This is a genomic window from Planococcus shenhongbingii, from assembly GCF_030413635.1.
Classification (GTDB): domain Bacteria; phylum Bacillota; class Bacilli; order Bacillales_A; family Planococcaceae; genus Planococcus; species Planococcus shenhongbingii.
This window is the reverse complement of sequence record NZ_CP129235.1, coordinates 2826176-2845212: the sequence shown is the minus strand read 5'-3', so window position 1 is coordinate 2845212 and position 19037 is coordinate 2826176. Positions and strand designations below refer to the sequence as shown.

Sequence of the window (19037 nt, the reverse complement as noted above, 5' to 3'; positions counted from 1 at the left end):
ACATATTTTCTTTGATTCTCCCTATTATACAGTGAGATAGAAGAAACGTAAATGAAAATTATTCAGGCATTTGGAACTCCAAAAACTCCTTTTCCAGACAGCTGATCATTGCTTGCCCGTTCGTCATTTCGTTAATCCAGCCAGTAAAATCAAGCTCTTTTTCTACTGGTACATGGACTAGTATTTCGACGCCGTCAGTGTATCGGATTTCTTTCAGGGGATACGGGGATTGACGGATTTCGTTTTCCGCTTTCCCAAGCCAATTATAATCAATTGAAACTGCCATAAGGCTATGAAGTCTCCGTTCAACAATACCAGAAGCCGAAATTGCTGCAGTTGTCGCTTTTCCATATGCACGGATCAAGCCGCCGCCGCCAAGTTTGATGCCGCCAAAATAACGGGTGATTACCACTGCCGTATCTTTTAAGCCCTGCTTTTTCAGTACTTCCAAAATAGGGACTCCTGCAGTGCCGCTAGGTTCACCGTCATCATTGGCTTTTTGGATTGAATCATGTTCTCCTATTATATAAGCGGAACAATTGTGGTTGGCAGAACGGTGTTTTGCTTTAATGGATTCTATAAATTCGATAGCTTCTTGTTCTGATTCCGCTCTTTTAGCATAGCCAATAAATCGTGATTTTTGTATAATAATTTCACTTTCTGTTAACTTGCCAATAGTTTTGTAATTTTCTCGCATTTTAACTCCCCCTGGTGTAAAATATAATCAGATATTTTGTAATGTCTTTTTAATACGGATTTGCTTACAAAGTGGTATACTTGTGACAGCCGTCACAGGCATAAAGGTGCAAGGAAATTTTTTCTATATACAGTTAAGTATAGCTAAGGCGGTTTTAAAATGGCTAAAAAATTCGATTTGAAAGCGCTAGATTCCATTTTTAATGATGTGCTCGAAAAAATGGAAAGTTCCAAGCAGGATGTTTTCGTCATCAGTGAAAAAAGTCGCCAAAGTTATGAAAATATGAAAGATGAACTTGAAGATGTGCGAACGAATATATCCCGTGTGATCAAAGCTGGTGATTTGCTCGAAGAAAAAACCCGGGCAGCACGGCGGCGCCTCGCCGAAGTATCTCAATTTTTTAATTCATTTTCTGAAAGCGAAGTCCGGCAAGCGTATGAGCAAGCAAACGAACTGCAGGTCCAACTGTCAGTCAACCGTTCGGAAGAAAAGCAGTATCGCCAAAAGCGGGATAGGCTTCAACGCCGTCTGCAAACGCTGCTGCAGACGATTGAACGTGCTGAGGAACTGGTGAACCGGTTAAATGTCACCATCAATTACTTGGCTTCCGATCATGAGGAGCTCGGGGAAGCGATTGACAGCGTCAAGCTAAAGCAAGATTATAGCCTGCGCATTATTGAAGCGCAAGAAGAAGAGCGTAAAAGGCTGTCCCGTGAAATTCATGATGGACCTGCTCAAATGATGGCAAATGTCTTGCTGCGTTCAGATTTGATTGAGCGAACTTATCGGGAAAAAGGCCCTGAACCGGCTTTCAAGGAAATTTCCTCGTTAAAAGAGATGGTTAGGGATGCGCTTACTGAAGTCAGAAGAATTATTTATGATCTTCGGCCGATGGCTCTGGATGACTTGGGTTTAGTGCCTACTTTGAAAAAATATCTTGAAACGACTGAAGACTATAATAAAGGAACGAGACTCCATTTCCATACTAGTGGAAAAGAAGTCAGGCTTCCAGGCAATTACGAAACGGCCATCTTCAGATTAGTGCAAGAAGCCGTCTCCAATGCAATCCGCCACGGCAAAGCAACTGTAATTGATGTTAAAGTAGAATGGTTAAAAGACCACGTTACATTGGTAGTAAAAGACAATGGTTCTGGATTTGATCAAAGCATAGTAAAGAGCCAATCTTTTGGATTGATTGGCATGAAAGAACGAATTGATTTAATTGACGGTGATTTCTACATCAATTCTTCGTTAGGAAATGGAACCGTTTTGATGTTTCAAATCCCGTTGGAAACTGACTGATAAGATATGGTATTTGAGGAGGACAACATAATGACGAAAATTATTATTATTGACGATCACCAATTATTCCGCGAAGGTGTCAAACGGATTCTTGACTTTGAAGATTCGTTTGAAGTGGTCGCAGAAGGTGGAGACGGCACGGAAGTTGTCAAATTGTATGAAGAGCACAAACCCGATGTGGTATTGATGGATATCAATATGCCGCAGAAAAACGGGGTTGAAGCAACGGGGGAACTGATGGAGAAGTACCCGGATGCAAAAGTCATTATGCTGTCAATACACGATGACGAGTCATATGTAACGCATGCTTTGAAAACCGGGGCATTGGGTTATATGTTAAAAGAAATGGATGCTGAAGCCATTATTCAAGCGATTAAAGTTGTGGCTAAAGGTGGTTCTTATCTGCATCCTAAAGTGACACGCAATTTAGTGATGGAATTCCGCAGATTGAGTGAACGCGAAAATAAAGGCTCTTTCCATCAAACTGAAATTCGCCGACCTTATCATTTATTGACTAAGCGTGAAAGCGAAGTATTGCAATTGTTAACAGATGGCCAAAGCAACCGGGTAATCGGTGAAACTTTGTTCATTTCCGAAAAGACAGTCAAAAACCACGTCTCCAGCATTTTGCAAAAAATGCAGGTGAATGACCGGACACAGGCAGTAGTAACGGCAATAAAAAATGGCTGGGTTGAAGTCAGATAATAGAATAGCCGTTAAAATGGTTCGCAGCTTGCTGCGAACCATTTTTTTATGAAAAGAATTGGACACATATTCTTCATTGTATTTGATGTCTTGCTATGGCAAAATGAACCGCAGGAGGAATGCGCAATGAAAAAACTATTAGTAACAATAGGGCTATTGCTTACTCTTGCTGCATGTTCAGAAGCAGAAGATACAACTGTAAACCAGAACACAGCAAATGACGGCGATTTAACTAATGAAAATAATGCAGTCGACCATGGAATTGAAGATGAAAAGGTTGGCTTTACTTTGGATGAAGAAGGAAAAGTGATTGAAGCAGATGTGCCAAAGGAAGAAGCAGACGCAATTCTAGCCGCTTATCAGGAATATATTGAAGCTTTCAATGCTGAAGATCTCGAACGTTATATGAATGTGATTTCAGAAAACCCCGAAGGCTTCGACCGAGAAGAAGATAGTAAGGCTTTGACTAAAGCTTTTGATGCCTATGATACGACGTATGAAACCAGTGATGAAACCATCGTGAAATACGAAAAAGACAGAGCTGAAGTTTTTGCAAATAATAATGTTACGATGGCAGATCCAAAGACTAGCAAAAGCACGAAACAATCCGGCCGCCAAGTTGTCGTATTTAAAAAAGAACAAAACGAATGGCGCGTCAGCAGCCTTCATTTTATCGGCAATCAATAAAGCAAACTTCGCTTCAGTTCAATGTTCGTTTATCTCTGGCTGAACGAAAACTTGTTTTATCAGATGAACCAGACAAAAAACTTCCTGAAAATTTTTCAGGAAGTTTTTTTCTATGCCTTTTCGACGGTATTTTTTGGTAAACTGGCAAAGGAGGCTGATTAACAATGAAAACGGCAATAGTAACAGACAGTACTGCATACATTCCAAAAGAATTACGAGAAAAAGCGGATATTCATATGATTCCTCTCCAAGTAACTTTCAAGAACGAATCGTTTGCAGAAGAAGAAGATTTGCTCGTTGATGAATTTTATAAAAAAGCGAAGGAGGAGCTGCCAAAAACTTCACAGCCGCCTTTAGGAGAATTTGTAAGTTTGTATACAAAACTATCGAATGACCATAAGGAAATTGTTTCTATTCATTTATCAAGTGGCATCAGTGGAACTTTTGAAGGTTCAAGGCAAGCAAATGATTTGGTGGGCGAAGTGGCCGTTCATTCTTTTGATTCGGAGATTTCCTGCGCTATGCAAGGGTTCTACGCTTTAAAAGCTGCTGAAATGGCAAATACAGGAGCAGGCGCTGCTGAAATTATGAATGAACTTAACGACATGAAAAAAACAATGCGTGCTTATTTCATGGTCGAAGATTTGAAACATTTAAGCAGAGGCGGAAGACTTTCGAATGCGCAAGCGATTGTCGGCGGATTGCTTCAAATTAAACCGCTTTTGCATTTTGAAAATAAAGTAATTGTTCCTTTCGAAAAGATCCGAACTAGAAAGAAAGCGATGAATCGCATTGCCGACTTACTCAAACAAGATGCTGCTGCTGGCGAATCAATTCAGGCTGCCGTCATCCATGCGAATCGGCCAGAGGAAGCACAAAAATGGCTGGAAGAATTAAAGTCTTCATGCCCGGAAGTCGAATTTTCCATTTCATATTTTGGTCCGGTCATCGGAACACATTTAGGTGAAGGTTCAATGGGTCTTGGTTGGGCAAAGAAATAACAGCCCAGGCCTTTTGGATTTTCGGAAGGAGAATGCAAATGCCAGAGTTGGAGGAATTTTTAAATGGCCGGATATGGCTGAGAAATTTCACTCCGTTTTCAGAAGACCTTATAAATGAAGCGATTGCCAAAGGGTTTATAACAGTTACAAATGGAATTGCTGACGGACATATTTGCGCCCGTTGCCTTGAAAAATCCCCCCACAAAATCATTTCTTTCTACTGTTCAAATTGTGATGCCAATTGTTTATATTGCAGGCATTGCATCAAAATGGGAAGAGTCAGCTCATGTACAGAGCTCATCACATGGAAAACCACATCATCAATCCCTTCACAAAATCATTTATTTTCCTGGAATGGCACTCTTACGGCTTTGCAGCAGCGTGCTTCTGCTGAAGTTTCTTCCAGTCTTTCAAATGGAAAGTCCCATCTGGTATATGCCGTTTGCGGAGCTGGAAAAACAGAATTATTATTTACGCCAATTTTTGAAGCACTTCAAAAAGGCCAACGTGTTTGCATAGCCGCACCTCGAACAGATGTTGTACTTGAACTATCGCCGCGTATAAAAGCCACTTTTCCAAATACGATTGTTCACACTCTTTACGGCGGAGCTCCAATAGAAACAGGTTTTTCAAACATTGTCATTGCCACCACCCATCAGCTATACCGGTTTCAAGAAGCTTTTGATGTCATGATTGTCGATGAAGCAGATGCTTTTCCTTACTCCTACGATCCGGCACTTGAACGGGCAGTCATCAAAGCAAAAAAGAAAGAAGCTCCAATCGTGTATGTTTCAGCTACACCATCCGCCGCCTTATTGAAAAAAGTTGAGAACCGATCTGAAATTTTCAGACGTTTCCATGGCCATGCCTTGCCTGTGCCAGTTTTTGAACCGTTGTGGAATTATAAGAAAGTTTTATTCAAAAACAAAATACCTCCTAAATTAGCTAAATGGGTTCAAGATAAACTGAGCAAAAACGAACCTTTTTTATTGTTTTTGCCAACGATTGAGTTAATTGTCCACAGCATTAAACTATTCCAGGAATTAGATCCTCGCATTGAAGCGGTACATGCGCAAGATCCGGAACGAAAAGAGAAAGTATTGAAATTGCGCAACGGCGAAGTTAGGGGATTGCTGACTTCGACCATCCTAGAACGCGGAATCACAATCCCGAATGTCCAAGTGGCTGTAGTTGGTGCCGACGATCGGATCTTCGAGGCTTCTGCGTTAATTCAAATTGCAGGACGTGCTGGCAGGGCTGCTGCAAATCCTAAAGGAGATGTGGTTTTTTTCCATGACGGAATTGTAAGGGAAATGGACAGGGCGAGACAAAAAATCCTTTCTTACAATAGGAGGGGATTGCCATGAATTGTCTTATTTGTGATAGCGCCATACTTTATCGCCCTTCTTGGAGAAGTCTATTTTTAAATGACGCTGAAACAGTCGTTTGTGCAAGCTGCAAAAGGAAATTTGAGAGGATTGATGGTGCCGTATGCGGAAAATGCGGGTTGCCGGGAGAAGAGATGTGCGGGGATTGCAGGCATTGGGAAACAACAGAATTTGCCGGCTTGATCGAAAGTGGGAGCAGTTTATTCCAGTATAATGACGCCATGCAAGCTTTTTTGCATCAATACAAATTTTTGCAGGATGTTGCTTTGGCACATGTTTTCGGAGAAGATCTTAAAACGGCTTTTCGCAAATCAGAAAACGTTCTGGTTCCCATCCCGATGAATTCCAAGAAGTTAAAAGAACGGACATTTCCACAAGTCGACCGGTTATTGGATGCAGCGGGATTAACTTATAGCCATTTCCTCATTAAAAGCGAAGATGTCCAAGGAACGAAAACAAAAGCGGAACGGATGGCGGCGAAAAATCTTTTTGCATGGAATGGAGAAAAAGTTCCGAAAAAAATTGTATTAGTTGATGATTTATATACGACTGGCACTACCATGCGCCAAGCGGCAAAAGCAATGAAAGATGCTGGAACGGAAGAAATCCGTTTTTTGACACTTATTCGAGGATAAGCCATGCTTCCTCATAATGAACCGGAGGGATTAAATGTTTTATAACAGAACGGAAAGCTATCGTCATAGTTTTGGAAAACCGGCTGAAATTTTTATCGAAAAGGTGTATGGCAATAACATTCATTTCCCTTGTTGCGGTTTATTGCTGGACGTCTCGCCGCGGGGAGCAAGAATTTTTACGGAAAAAGATATCTTCGAGGAAGGTAGCTTATTTACAGGGGTTTTTAAGATAAACCATGAAAAAATAAAGGCACAAGCTAATATGGTTTGGAAGACTCCTATTACTGGCGGTTACCTGATCGGGGTGCAATGGACAAAAGACCAAATCAGAGAAATCCTGATAGCGGATGAACTTGAGTCTTGTATAGAAATCCGGTAAAAAGAAATTTGAGTCGAAACGTTTTAGCTATCCTTCATGCAAAAAATGTTGACAGTGCGAAATTCGATTTTCCTTAAGCCTGCCGGTAACGGCAGGCTTGTTTCAATGCTCGTAAATCATTTTGCGGGTCATGCCGCCATCGATTGTCAAGCATTCTCCGGTGATGAATGAATTTCTTGGGTCGCAAAGAAATAGGCAGGCACGGGCAATGTCGTCGGCTTTTCCAACGCGCTTACTCAGATGTTGGTGGTGATCAACTTCACGCAGCTCTTCAGAACCGGTATGAATCCATCCAGGAGCGATTGAATTGACCCGGATGTTTTTTTCACTCAAGGTGGCTGCGAGTGAGTGGGTCAATGCAAAAATTCCTCCTTTTGAAGCGGAGTAAGTTTCTGTATTAGGCTCTGACATGAAAGCGCGGGTTGAAGCCATATTAACGATAGAACGGATATCTTCGGTCATATAACGGGCAGCTTCCCGGCTGCAGATAAATACACTCTTTAAATTAGTGTCGAGAACCCGGTCCCAGTCACTTTCATCTATTTCCCAGATCGATTTAAACTCCGACAGGCCAGCATTGTTGATCAATGCGTGGATTGAACCGAAATCTTTATTGATATCAGAGAATACCTGGATGACTTCTTCGAAATTCCCAACATCACATCGCCGGTATTCCACTCCTTCAATCTCCACATCTTTGACATCCAATCCAATAACATGAGCCCCTTCAGCTTTGAAATGTTCGGCAATGCTGCGGCCAATGCCCTGTGCAGCTCCTGTAATAATAATTGTTTTGTTTGTAAGCATAAAATTCATCTCCTTGTCACTATATTTACCTACAATTCACGAACGTGAAACTTTTAGCGTTTTAAGAAGGAGAGTTAAGGGAAGATATAGAACTGTATAGATAGGTATAAAAGAAGGAGGAGTTAACATGTTACAATTCAATATTAAAGGGGATAACGTTGAAGTAACTCCCGCAATCCGAGAGTTCATCGAAAAGAAAGTAGACAAAATTGAACGCTACTTTCCTGAAGGCACTAACGCAACCGCAATGGTCAATTTAAAAGCGATTAACCACAGCCAAACTAAAGTGGAAGTAACAATTCCAATGAAAAATTTAGTATTGCGTGCCGAGGAACGGCATGATGAATTATATGCAGCCGTCGATTTGATCGTTGGCAAGCTGGAACGTCAAATCCGGAAATATAAAACGAAGATCAACCGCAAGTTCCGTGAACGTGACGGGATGGGAATGGCGTTTGCCATAGCAGAGCAAGAAACAAGACCAACATATGATTCAAATGCTGATTTGGATGAAGATGATGATGACATCAAAATTGTCCGAACAAAGCAATTTGACTTAAAACCAATGGACGAAGAAGAGGCCGTTTTGCAAATGAATATGCTTGGCCACAATTTCTTTGTCTTTACTGATGCAGAATCAAATGGAACAAATATTGTTTATAAACGCAAAGACGGCAGTTACGGATTGATTGAAACTAGCGTCGAATAATGAAAAAGCCTCTCTAAAAGAGAGGCTTTTCTTTTGCTTGAAAATAATACATAATCAGGAAAATGGGAATACCTGTCTGCTATGCTTTCAGAACAATCAAAATGAAGTGTATTTTAGAGGAAAACAAGCCTGGGTGATGTTTCTCTTTATTTGCACAGCGATACTAGCAATGTTAAAATAAGTAATGAGATTTTTTGCCATGGATTAAAGAGTACAAGGTCTCTAAGTTAAAAAGACCTAGAGCTAAAAACTAAAAGCAAAAGCGATCTGGAGACCTATATAGGTGAGCCGGACACTAAGCAGGGAGCGGTTATAAATGCTTGGAGTATTGAATAAGGTATTTGACCCGAATAAACGGGATTTAAAAAGATTGGAAAAGACAGCCGATGGAGTAGAAGCGCTGGCATCTGAGTATGCAGCTCTTTCAGATGATGCTTTAAAAGCTAAGACAGCTGTATTTATTGAGCGGTATGCGAAAGGCGAGTCTTTGGATAATTTATTGCCGGAAGCATTTGCCACTGTCCGTGAAGCATCCAAACGAGTTCTTGGGATGTTTCCTTTCCGAGTTCAAATTATGGGAGCAGCCGCTCTGCATGAAGGCAATATTGCGGAGATGAAAACCGGGGAAGGTAAAACTTTAACTTCCACTATGGCTGTTTATTTAAATGCCATTTCGAAAAAAGGCGTCCATGTTGTAACAGTCAATGAGTATTTGGCCAGCCGCGATGCGACAGAAATGGGCCAGCTATTTGAGTGGCTTGGTTTATCAGTCGGCTTAAACTTGAATAGTCTGACGAAAGAAGAAAAGCGCGAAGCTTATGCCTCAGATATCACTTACAGCACCAACAATGAGCTAGGATTCGATTACTTGCGTGATAACATGGTCCTTTACAAAGAAGATATGGTTCAACGGCCATTGAATTTTGCCGTTATCGATGAAGTCGACTCCATTTTAATCGACGAAGCCCGTACACCATTAATCATATCTGGCCAAGCGGCAAAAGCTGCTCAGCTATACGTTCAGGCAAATGCGTTTGCTCGCCTGTTGATGAAAGATAAGGATTATACTTATGATGAATCAACAAAAGGTGTGGTTTTGACTGAAGAAGGAATTGAAAAAGTTGAAAAAGCTTTTGGCATTGATAATTTATTTGATATAAAACATGTGCGCTTAAACCATGCTGTTAACCAATCACTTAAAGCCCATGTAACAATGCATAAAGACGTTGATTATGTGGTTCAAGAAGGTGAAGTAATAATTGTTGACCAATTCACTGGGCGTTTGATGAAAGGTCGCCGTTACTCAGATGGGCTTCATCAAGCTATTGAAGCAAAAGAAGGATTAGAAGTCCAAAACGAGTCAATGACAATGGCAACCATCACCTTCCAAAACTTCTTCCGTATGTACGAAAAGCTTTCCGGTATGACAGGGACAGCGAAAACAGAAGAAGAAGAATTCCGAAATATCTATAATATGAATGTAATTGCCATTCCGACAAACCAGCCAATTATCCGGGATGACCGTGTTGACTTGATTTACGCTTCAATTGCCGGAAAGTACAAAGCTGTTGCAGAAGATATTGCAGAACGCCACAAAAATGGCCAGCCCGTATTGGTTGGTACAGTTGCCATCGAAACTTCTGAAATCATTTCAGATTACTTGTCTAAAAAAGGAATCAAGCATTCGGTCCTGAATGCTAAAAACCATGCCCATGAAGCAGAAATTATTTTGAATGCCGGCCAAAAAGGATCGGTTACCATTGCAACCAACATGGCTGGCCGCGGTACAGATATTAAGCTTGGCGAAGGTGTTGTTGAAGCCGGCGGATTAGCGGTATTAGGGACAGAACGGCATGAATCACGCCGTATTGATAATCAGCTGCGCGGACGTTCAGGTCGCCAAGGGGATCCAGGTGTCACTCAATTCTATTTATCATTGGAAGATGAGCTGATGCGCCGTTTTGGTTCGGATTCCATGCGCGCAATGATGGGGAAACTCGGTATGGATGATTCACAGCCATTGCAGTCAAAAATGGTGAACCGTTCCGTTGAGTCTGCGCAAAAACGAGTAGAAGGCAACAACTTTGATGCCCGTAAACGTTTGCTGCAATATGATGATGTGCTGCGCCAGCAACGCGAGATTATTTACAAAGAACGTATGGAAGTTCTTGAAACTGACAATATGCGCCAATTAGTGGAAAACATGATCAATGGTTCAATCGAGCGTATGGTTCATTCTCATACGACTGGAGAAAAGCAGGAAGAATGGCATTTGAAATCATTAGTTGATGTCATTGGAGCTACTTTACTGCCTGAGAACATCATCAAACCGGAAGATTTGGAAAACAAAACACAAGAAGAGCTGATTGATTTCATTAAAGCGGCTGCTATTAATCATTATGATGAAAAAGAACAAGAAATGACGCCGGAGCGCATGCGTGAATTCGAAAAAGTTGTTCTTCTCCGTTCCATCGATACAAAATGGATTGATCATATTGATGCTATGGATCAACTTCGCCAAGGAGTTCACTTGCGGGCTTATGCTCAGAACGATCCACTTCGTGAATATCAGAATGAAGGCTTTGCTATGTTCGAAGACATGGTTCAAGCAATCGAAGATGACGTGACAAAGTATGCCATGAAAGCGGAAATCCGCAATAACCTGGAGCGTGAAGAAGTTGCGAAAGGCCAAGCGGTCAATCCAAAAGAAGATGGACCGGCTCCTAAAAAGAAAAAAGAGCCTGTCCGTAAAGAAATGACAGTTGGCCGCAATGATCCTTGTCCTTGCGGCAGCGGCAAGAAATTTAAAAACTGCCACGGCGTTACAGCGAAAGTTTGATGGCTGGCATGGAATTAACGAGATAAAGGTACGTAAATACCGAAGAGCATCTGCTCTTCGGTGTTATTTTGAGGAGGAACACGAAATGATGGATTTAGCAGATATCCGCAACGAGCTCGACAAATCAGCCAGTAAATTGGCGGACTTTAGGGGGTCTCTTTGACTTAGAAAACAAAGAGGCACGGATTCAAGAACTGGATGAGATGATGCTTGACCCGAACTTCTGGAATGATCAGGATTCAGCACAAGTTATTATATCCGAGTTGAATGGATTAAAAGAAATTGTCAATACGTATCACAGCTTTATAGATACACAGGAAAATCTGGAAATGACTTTAGAACTGCTGCGTGAAGAGAATGATGCAGAACTTCACGAAGAAATCAGCTCTGAAATGAAAACATTCATCTCGGATTTAAGCGATTATGAACTCACTATGCTATTAAGTGAACCATATGATAAAAACAATGCAATTCTTGAATTGCATCCGGGAGCTGGTGGAACCGAATCTCAAGACTGGTGTTCTATGCTGCTTCGCATGTACACACGCTGGGCTGAAAAGCGCGGTTTTAAAGTAGAAACGCTGGATTATCTGGCGGGAGATGAAGCCGGAGTTAAATCTGTAACGCTTGGCATCAAAGGTCATAATGCTTATGGATATTTAAAAGCGGAAAAAGGCGTTCATCGCTTAGTCCGCATTTCTCCGTTCGATTCTTCAGGTCGGCGCCATACTTCGTTTGTGTCATGTGAAGTAATGCCAGAATTTACCGGAGAAATTGAAATCGATATCCGCACAGAAGATTTGAAAATCGATACGTACCGTGCAAGCGGCGCCGGTGGCCAGCACATTAATACGACGGATTCAGCTGTCCGCATTACTCATATTCCAACGGGAGCTGTCGTGACTTGTCAGCAAGAGCGTTCTCAAATCAAAAACCGTGAAAAAGCGATGCAAATGCTTAAAGCGAAATTATATGCTTTGAAAATTGAGGAGCAGGAAGCTCAGCTTTTGGAAATTCGCGGCGAGCAAAAGGAAATCGGATGGGGAAGCCAAATCCGCTCTTATGTATTCCACCCTTATTCAATGGTAAAAGACCATCGCACCAACTACGAAACTGGAAATCTGCAAGCTGTAATGGATGGGGATCTTGATGGTTTCATCAATTCACTGCTGCGTTCAAAAATGCAGTAAAAGAAATTTCAGTGTATAAAGATTCTTTGTCTCCATTATAATGAATTGAAATAGAGCTGTGCTTTAAGTCATTCTTTGGCTTATGGCACAGCTTTTGCTTTATCCCGATGAAGTTCACAACTTTGCTTTGGTCTGCTATACTCTGACAAGATTCTAATGAACACTAAATGGAAAGAGGAAACGCCATCATGAACAAAACAAAACAGCGTAATCGCCGAGAGCCGCATCCAATGCTGACTTTATTTACTGATTATTTCAGTATCCTTATTGGTTCAGCAATCGTTGCAATATCATTTAACGTGTTTTTGTTGCCCAATGAAGTAGCTTCAGGGGGAGTCAGTGGAATAAGCACCATTTTAAAAGGGCTGTTTGATTGGACGCCGGCTTTTGTCCAATGGGCATTTAATATTCCGTTGTTTATAGCCGGTGTTATATTATTAGGGAAGAATTTCGGTATTAAAACGGCTGTCGGCACAATATTTTTGCCTCTCGTTGTATATTTGACAGCTTCCTGGGAACCATGGACGTTGAACCCGCTGCTCGGTGCGTTATTTGGCGGCATTTTGGTAGGCGCCGGTCTTGGGATTGTGTTTAGAGGGAAAGCTTCTACGGGCGGGACAGATTTGGCAGCTCAAATTATTACGAAATATACGGGGTTTACACTGGGCACAAGTGTAGCTTTAATAGATGGATTAATCGTATTGGCGGCTGCAATTGTTTTCGACATTGAAAAAGGCTTGTATGCTTTAGTAGGTCTGTATGTAACCACGAAAACCATCGATTTAGTACAGGTTGGATTTGGACGTTCAAAACTTGTGTATATCATCACGAACAAACAAGTGGAAATGCGTGATGCCATTTACGAAGAAATCGATCGGGGTGTAACAAAGCTGGCGGCGACGGGTGGCTATACGGAAACGGAAAAACCGATTATTATGGTTGTTGTGCATCAAACTGAATTTACCCGGTTGAAGCAATTAGTAAAAAGTGTCGACTCTTCTGCGTTTGTAATTGTCTCTGATGCAGCAGAAGTGCTAGGGGAAGGTTTTAAACGGTCCTAACTTTGGTATACTCTATTATGTATGAATAAATATTTGAGGAGGAACCATGCATGAAAAAGCAATTAATGGCTTTGCTGTTCGGTTCTGCTCTAGTCCTGGGAGCATGTGGAGGCGGCGGAGATGAAGCTGCGCCACCTGCTGATACACCTGACAGCGCGGGCACAGAAGAAACCTCGGTAGACCCTGAACAAGTGGTACAGCAAAACTGTATTTCCTGTCACGGTGAAAATCTGGAAGGTGCAGGTAATTTCCCTGCATTGAATAATGTAGGAGCTCGTTTATCAGAAGAAGAAATTCGCGGTGTCATAGAAAATGGCAAAGGCGCGATGCCAGCAGGCATTATCGAAGGTGAAGAAGCGGACGCAGTAGCAAAATGGTTATCAGAGAAAAAGTGAGCCGGCTAACTTAGCCGGTTTTTCTTATGCCCAGTTATTGATTAAAAACCACCTTTATATAGAAAAAAGTTCAAAATACCTAAACTGTTTTGAATTTTAGAAACTCAAAAACTTTATGCCTATATAATATTATATTTCAAAGTCTGATGTTAATTGATACATAACTGTAATAAAAATATAGGTTTAGGATGTTATAATGAGTCTGCCGGATTTTTTGAAGTAACAGTCAGCTTAGGGAAACTTAATTAATATAGGTGGTTATTAAATGATTCAAATGAAGAATGTCTACAAGAAATATCCGAATGGCATCGTTGCTCTCAATGGCTTGAACGTTGAAATAGAGCAAGGCGAATTTGTATATATAGTAGGTCCGAGTGGAGCAGGAAAGTCGACTTTTATCAAAATGATGTATCGGGAAGAACGCCCGTCTTCAGGACAGATGTTAGTGGATGGCATTGATATTGCTACATTAAAAAACAAAAAAGTGCCATTGCTTCGCCGTCAAATGGGCGTAGTATTTCAGGATTTCAAATTGTTACCGCGACTAAATGTCTATGAGAATGTTGCTTTTGCACTTGAAGTGATTGAAGAATCGCCAGCCAAGATCCGCGAACGTGTATTGAACGTGCTGGATATGGTGGGATTAAAACATAAAGCGAGAATGTTCCCGGATGAATTGTCTGGAGGGGAACAGCAGCGGATTTCCCTTGCCCGTTCAATCGTCAACAAACCGAAAGTGGTTATCGCCGATGAACCGACAGGAAACTTAGATCCCGAAACGTCTTGGGAGATTATGAATTTGCTTGAACAGATTAATGCAAGCGGAACGACAATTTTAATGGCCACACATAACCGTGAAATTGTAAATGCAATGAGACATCGGGTTATCGCCATCGAAGGCGGATTAATTGTACGTGATGTGGCCGGGGGTGATTACGGTTATGAAGGCTAGAACATTAGGACGCCATTTCCGTGAAAGTTTAAAAAGCCTCGGGCGTAACGGATGGATGACATTTGCATCTGTCAGTGCTGTTACAGTTACATTGCTCCTTGTAGGAGTATTTGTAATGATTATGATGAATCTGAATAAAGTTGCCGATGATTTGGAAAATGACGTTGAAATTAAGGTGTTTGTTTCTCTCGAAGCAGATGAAACAGGGACTAAACATATAGAGCAGATTCTTACTGATATGCCTGGAGTAGAGTCAGTTGACTATTCCACAAAAGAAGAAGAACTGACGGATTTGGTACTGGATTTTGGAGACGAATTAAGTTTGTTTGAACAAAGTAATCCATTGTTCAATGTTTTCTATGTAAAAGCGGCTGACCCGCAGCAAACTGAAAAAGTTGCTGCTGAAATTGCGAAAGTCGGAAATATCGAAGACGTGGAATATGGAGAAGGCAAAATCGAGAAACTTTTCGATTTCCTGAACACGGGACGAAATGTAGGATTGATTTTGATCCTGGCATTATTGTTCACAGCAATGTTCCTCATTTCAAATACAATCCGCATCACAATCGTTGCAAGACGGCGTGAAATTGAAATTATGAAATTAGTGGGCGCGACAAACTGGTTTGTCCGTATACCATTTATCTTAGAAGGCATGTGGCTTGGTTTACTGGGTTCCATTATTCCAATTGGATTAGTTGCCGCGTTATACTACAATGTCACTGAATTTGTTCAACCGAAGTTAAGCGGCGAACTGATGCAGATACTGAACTTCACTCCGCTCATTTACCAAGTGAGTGCTTTGATTCTAGTAATGGGTGTCTTTATCGGTGTTTGGGGAAGCTTTATGTCGATTCGTAAATTCTTGCGCGTCTAAAAATAGATAAACAATAGAGAGAAAGAATGAACGTAAATCCGAAAGGGGAACATGAATTTGAACTCGAAGCCAATGTCGAAGTGGATGTTGACTGGTTTATCTTCTGTATTAGCGTTGTCGGTCTTAGTGCCGACAGCTAATGCTGATAAACTAAGTGAACTGGAACAAAAGAAACAAGAAGCACAACAGCAACAAAGTGAATTGAATTCAGGAATTAGTGAAAAAACAAACGCAATTTCTGAAAACCAATCAACTTTAGAAAAGATTATGGCTCAAATCAATGAATTAGACGCGAAAATCAAAGAAACAGAAGCAAAAATTACTAGCGTTGAAGGCGAGATTGGGCAAACAAAAGCGGAAATTGAAGAACTACGGGCTTCAATTGCAGAATTAAAACGTAAAATTGATGAAAGAACGGCTTTGCTGCAAGAACGCGCACGCGCGATTCAATTGAGCGGCGGATCTGTAGATTACATAGATGTATTGCTTGGAGCTAATAGCTTTGTTGATTTCATCGACCGTTTTTCAGCAGTTAACACTTTGATCGATGCAGACCGCGAAATTATGCGCGAACAAGCAGAAGATAAAAAACTTCTTGCGGAGCAAAAAGCGCAAGTGGAAACAAAACTGGCTGAACAGGAAAAACGCCGTGCAGAACTAGAAGGACTAAAAGGATCTCTTGATGGCCAAAAAGCTGAACAAGCCGGTTTAGTGAAAAACCTTCAAGCAGAGCAAAAGCGTTTAGCGAGTGAAAAAGCGAATTTGGTTCAGCAGCGTGAAGAAGCAATTGACGTTACCGCTGAACTCGAGAAGCAAATCATGGATGAACAAGCGCGTCTTGCTGAATTGGCAAGAAAAGCGGAAGAAGAGCGCCAGCGCAAATTAGCGGCTGAAAGAGCAGCGCAAGCAAAAGCGGCAGCGGAAGCAGCAGCAGCCCAACAAGCAGCAGAAGAACGTGCCGCGGCTGAAGCTGCGGCAGCAGCAAAAGCGGAGGCACGTTCGAAGTCTGCGGACTCTTCATCCTCTAGAGCAGCAGCAGCACCAAAACCGGCTGCTGTTTATACTCCACCGGCAGTGAAGCAAGCTGTAAGCTCGAACTTTATCCGACCGGCATCTGGCCGTTATACGTCTAAATTTGGATGGCGCGATATCGGTGCCGGCCAGGAATTCCACCAAGGCGTAGACATCGCTAATGGAGTTGGGACAAATGTCGTAGCTGCAGCAAGCGGATATATCTCTTATGCTGGATCTATGGGCGGGTACGGGAATGTTGTTATCGTTACTCACTCAATCAATGGCCAGACGCATGCAACTGTTTATGCTCATTTAAGCTCTATTGGCGTGTCTGTCGGCCAATCGGTCTCTCAAGGGCAAAGCGTAGGGAAAATGGGGAATACAGGACGCTCATTCGGATCTCACCTGCATTTTGAAATTCATGTGGGTCCATGGAATGGTGCACGTACAAACGCAGTAAACCCTGCTAATTACATTGCTCTATAAAACGTTTTAGCCGGCATCGCTAGTGATGCCGGCTTTTTTTATTCACTGTGAGTCTGTGGGTGCGAAAACCTCTGAATATAAGAGCTTTCACATAAAAGCCATTTTTAACTGGAGTCTGCAGTGGAATAGTGGCTGCATTTTATCGTATGATGAAGTTTGAATGAGGTGAATGAGGGATGTCTAAAAAGCTGTTCGGCTTATTGTTGATTGCTGCGATGATTGGAATTGTAATAGCCGGCATTGTAAAAAATAATATTGAAAACACATCTGAATTTGATAATATTGCTTTAGGCAGTGATGTCGAATTTTTGGCTACTGATGAAGGCTTGGCTAAAGGCAAAGTGGCGCCTGATTTCGAACTTACCACATTAGATGGTGAAACCGTCAGCTTATCGGATTATCAAGGGAAAAAAGTGATCCTGAATTTTTGGGCGACCTGGTGTCCTCCGTGCCGGGCAGAAATGCCGCATATGCAAAAGTATTTCGAAGAACAGGCTAAGGAAGAAAACGTAGAAATCCTTGCAGTAAATTTGACTACCGAAGACCGGGGCATTGACAAAGTGAAAACATTTGTCCGTGAATACGACCTGACTTTTCCTATACCAATGGATTTAGAAGGCGAGATCGGTGCTTCTTACCAAGCTGTTACGATTCCTACCAGTTATATGATTGATACAAAGGGAAGAGTGCAAAACAAAATTGTGGGGCCGATGGATGAAACAATGATTGAGAAGATGATTTCAAATTTAGAGTGAGGAGCTGTAAAGATGGATATGATTGAAACAAAAGCTGTACATACTGCAGCATTAGAGGAACGTACGATTAAACCCAAAGTTATGCCGTTGTATCAGACGTCAGCTTTTTCTTTCTCTTCACTCGAAGAGCTGGAAGGTTATTATGAAGGAAATGGCACTTACCTTTATTCGCGCACTGCAAATCCCAATACGGATGCGCTTGGCCAAACTGTCGCTACTATGGAAGGTGCACCTCGGGGAGTGGCAGCTTCTTCCGGGATGGCGGCTATTCTGGCCGGCATTTTGTCCGTTGCCAAGGCAGGCGATCACGTGGTAGCGGCTCAAGATGTATACGGTGGAACATTCCATTTATTAAAAGATGAATTGGCCAGAATGGGTATACAAGTGCATTTTGCTGATTTCGCATATACCAGTGAAATTGAACAAATATTGATAGACTATCCGGAAGTTAAACTGATTTTCAGTGAGTCAATCACCAATCCTTTTTTGAGAGTAGAGGATATTAAAGTTCTCGTTCAGCTTAAAAAACACTATGGAGTTAAAGTTATGATTGATAATACGTTCGCCACTCCTTATACGATAAATCCGTATAATTCAGGGGCAGATTTAGTGGCTCATAGTGCGACGAAATATTTAGGCGGGCATAGTGATGTAACAGCCGGCGTCTTAGTAGGCGATGCAGTGCTGATCGCTGATGCTGAAGACCGCATTGTCAACTTGGGAATGAATTTGAGCCCTTTTGAAGCTTGGCTTACCTTGCGGGGAATTAAAACACTTGCAGTTCGGATGAAGGCGCAAACTGCAAATGCAAAAGCGATTGCGGCATTTTTAGAAGGGAAAGCACAAGTTTGGTATCCAGGAAAAGGCGCGATTGTAACGTTCGCTTTACCTGAAACAGCAGATGTTTCAAAATTCTTTTCATCATTGGGATGGATTAAAATTGTACCGACATTAGCGGGAGTTGAAACGACAGTTTCTTATCCTTACGGAACTTCCCACCGCGCATTATCAGATGAAGAAAAAGTGAAAATCGGCGTGACGAAACAAGTAATCCGTTTGTCTGCTGGCATAGAAGGAACAGAAGATATTTTGGCGCAGTTAAGCGCAGCCTTCAATTAACTAAAAAGAAGTGCAGAGTCTGCCATTTCTTTGGTACAATGA

The 19037-nt window shown here is 41.8% G+C and carries 19 protein-coding genes; 17 read left to right on the top strand and 2 right to left on the bottom strand.

Features of this window, described 5'->3' with window-relative positions:
* Positions 1-58: 58 nt before the first annotated feature.
* Complete coding sequence (locus QWY16_RS14040; RefSeq protein ID WP_300989846.1) at positions 59-697, bottom strand: YigZ family protein; 639 nt, start codon at positions 695-697, stop codon at positions 59-61.
* Positions 698-856: 159 nt separating this feature from the next.
* Here QWY16_RS14040 and QWY16_RS14035 point away from each other — a divergent pair, with 159 nt between their 5' ends.
* The 7 genes from QWY16_RS14035 (at position 857) to QWY16_RS14005 (ending at position 6794) form a co-directional block, all read left to right on the top strand.
* Positions 857-1999 (top strand): sensor histidine kinase, encoded by a 1143-nt coding sequence (locus QWY16_RS14035; RefSeq protein WP_300989845.1) that lies wholly within the window; start codon positions 857-859, stop codon positions 1997-1999.
* Between the two features lie 30 nt (positions 2000-2029).
* The gene (locus QWY16_RS14030; RefSeq protein WP_300989844.1) at positions 2030-2704 is read left to right on the top strand and encodes a response regulator; all 675 of its coding nucleotides are present in this window, start codon (positions 2030-2032) and stop codon (positions 2702-2704) included.
* Positions 2705-2830: 126 nt separating this feature from the next.
* Entirely contained in the window at positions 2831-3391 is a 561-nt protein-coding gene (locus QWY16_RS14025; RefSeq protein WP_300989843.1) for a DUF4440 domain-containing protein, read from the top strand.
* A 164-nt stretch (positions 3392-3555) separates the two neighbouring features.
* Positions 3556-4392, top strand: coding sequence for a DegV family protein (locus QWY16_RS14020; protein ID WP_300989842.1), 837 nt, complete (start codon positions 3556-3558; stop codon positions 4390-4392).
* 38 nt (positions 4393-4430) lie between these two features.
* Positions 4431-5759 (top strand): ATP-dependent helicase ComFA, encoded by a 1329-nt coding sequence (locus tag QWY16_RS14015; protein WP_300989841.1) that lies wholly within the window; start codon positions 4431-4433, stop codon positions 5757-5759.
* On the top strand, positions 5756-6415 hold the full coding sequence (locus tag QWY16_RS14010) for a ComFC family protein (protein ID WP_300989840.1): 660 nt from the start codon (positions 5756-5758) through the stop codon (positions 6413-6415). The genes QWY16_RS14015 and QWY16_RS14010 overlap by 4 nt, the downstream gene beginning before the upstream one ends.
* Positions 6416-6449: 34 nt before the next feature.
* Positions 6450-6794 carry a PilZ domain-containing protein gene (locus QWY16_RS14005; protein WP_300989839.1) on the top strand — a complete coding sequence of 115 codons (345 nt, stop codon included), beginning with the start codon at positions 6450-6452 and terminating at the stop codon, positions 6792-6794.
* A gap of 102 nt (positions 6795-6896) precedes the next feature.
* On the opposite strand, the gene QWY16_RS14000 is transcribed toward QWY16_RS14005, so the two are convergent.
* A complete protein-coding gene (locus tag QWY16_RS14000) occupies positions 6897-7601 on the bottom strand; it encodes an SDR family NAD(P)-dependent oxidoreductase (RefSeq protein WP_300989838.1) in 705 nt (234 codons plus the stop codon).
* A gap of 127 nt (positions 7602-7728) precedes the next feature.
* Between QWY16_RS14000 and hpf the strand changes: the two genes are divergently transcribed.
* From hpf to QWY16_RS13950, 10 genes are all read left to right on the top strand, one after another.
* On the top strand, positions 7729-8310 hold the full coding sequence (gene hpf / locus QWY16_RS13995) for a ribosome hibernation-promoting factor, HPF/YfiA family (protein ID WP_300989837.1): 582 nt from the start codon (positions 7729-7731) through the stop codon (positions 8308-8310).
* Between the two features lie 316 nt (positions 8311-8626).
* Positions 8627-11149 (top strand): preprotein translocase subunit SecA, encoded by a 2523-nt coding sequence (gene secA / locus QWY16_RS13990; protein ID WP_300989836.1) that lies wholly within the window; start codon positions 8627-8629, stop codon positions 11147-11149.
* 88 nt (positions 11150-11237) lie between these two features.
* A protein-coding gene (gene prfB, locus QWY16_RS13985) for a peptide chain release factor 2 (protein WP_300993453.1) occupies positions 11238-12339 on the top strand; the annotation gives its coding sequence in 2 pieces (ribosomal slippage) (positions 11238-11309 and positions 11311-12339; 1101 coding nt in all).
* 230 nt (positions 12340-12569) lie between these two features.
* The gene (locus QWY16_RS13980; protein ID WP_436837192.1) at positions 12570-13400 is read left to right on the top strand and encodes a YitT family protein; all 831 of its coding nucleotides are present in this window, start codon (positions 12570-12572) and stop codon (positions 13398-13400) included.
* Between the two features lie 50 nt (positions 13401-13450).
* The gene (cccB, locus tag QWY16_RS13975) at positions 13451-13795 is read left to right on the top strand and encodes a cytochrome c551 (RefSeq protein ID WP_300989834.1); all 345 of its coding nucleotides are present in this window, start codon (positions 13451-13453) and stop codon (positions 13793-13795) included.
* Positions 13796-14060: 265 nt separating this feature from the next.
* Complete coding sequence (gene ftsE, locus QWY16_RS13970; protein WP_300989833.1) at positions 14061-14747, top strand: cell division ATP-binding protein FtsE; 687 nt, start codon at positions 14061-14063, stop codon at positions 14745-14747.
* Complete coding sequence (gene ftsX / locus QWY16_RS13965; protein WP_300989832.1) at positions 14737-15621, top strand: permease-like cell division protein FtsX; 885 nt, start codon at positions 14737-14739, stop codon at positions 15619-15621. Before ftsE ends, ftsX begins: the two co-directional genes overlap by 11 nt.
* Positions 15622-15693: 72 nt before the next feature.
* Positions 15694-17121, top strand: a complete 1428-nt coding sequence (locus tag QWY16_RS13960) for a murein hydrolase activator EnvC family protein (RefSeq protein WP_436837191.1) — start codon at positions 15694-15696, stop codon at positions 17119-17121.
* A gap of 176 nt (positions 17122-17297) precedes the next feature.
* Positions 17298-17876, top strand: a complete 579-nt coding sequence (locus tag QWY16_RS13955) for a peroxiredoxin family protein (protein ID WP_300989830.1) — start codon at positions 17298-17300, stop codon at positions 17874-17876.
* A 12-nt stretch (positions 17877-17888) separates the two neighbouring features.
* Positions 17889-18995: a trans-sulfuration enzyme family protein gene (locus tag QWY16_RS13950; protein WP_300989829.1), complete on the top strand. Its 1107-nt coding sequence runs from the start codon at positions 17889-17891 to the stop codon at positions 18993-18995.
* Positions 18996-19037: the final 42 nt, after the last annotated feature.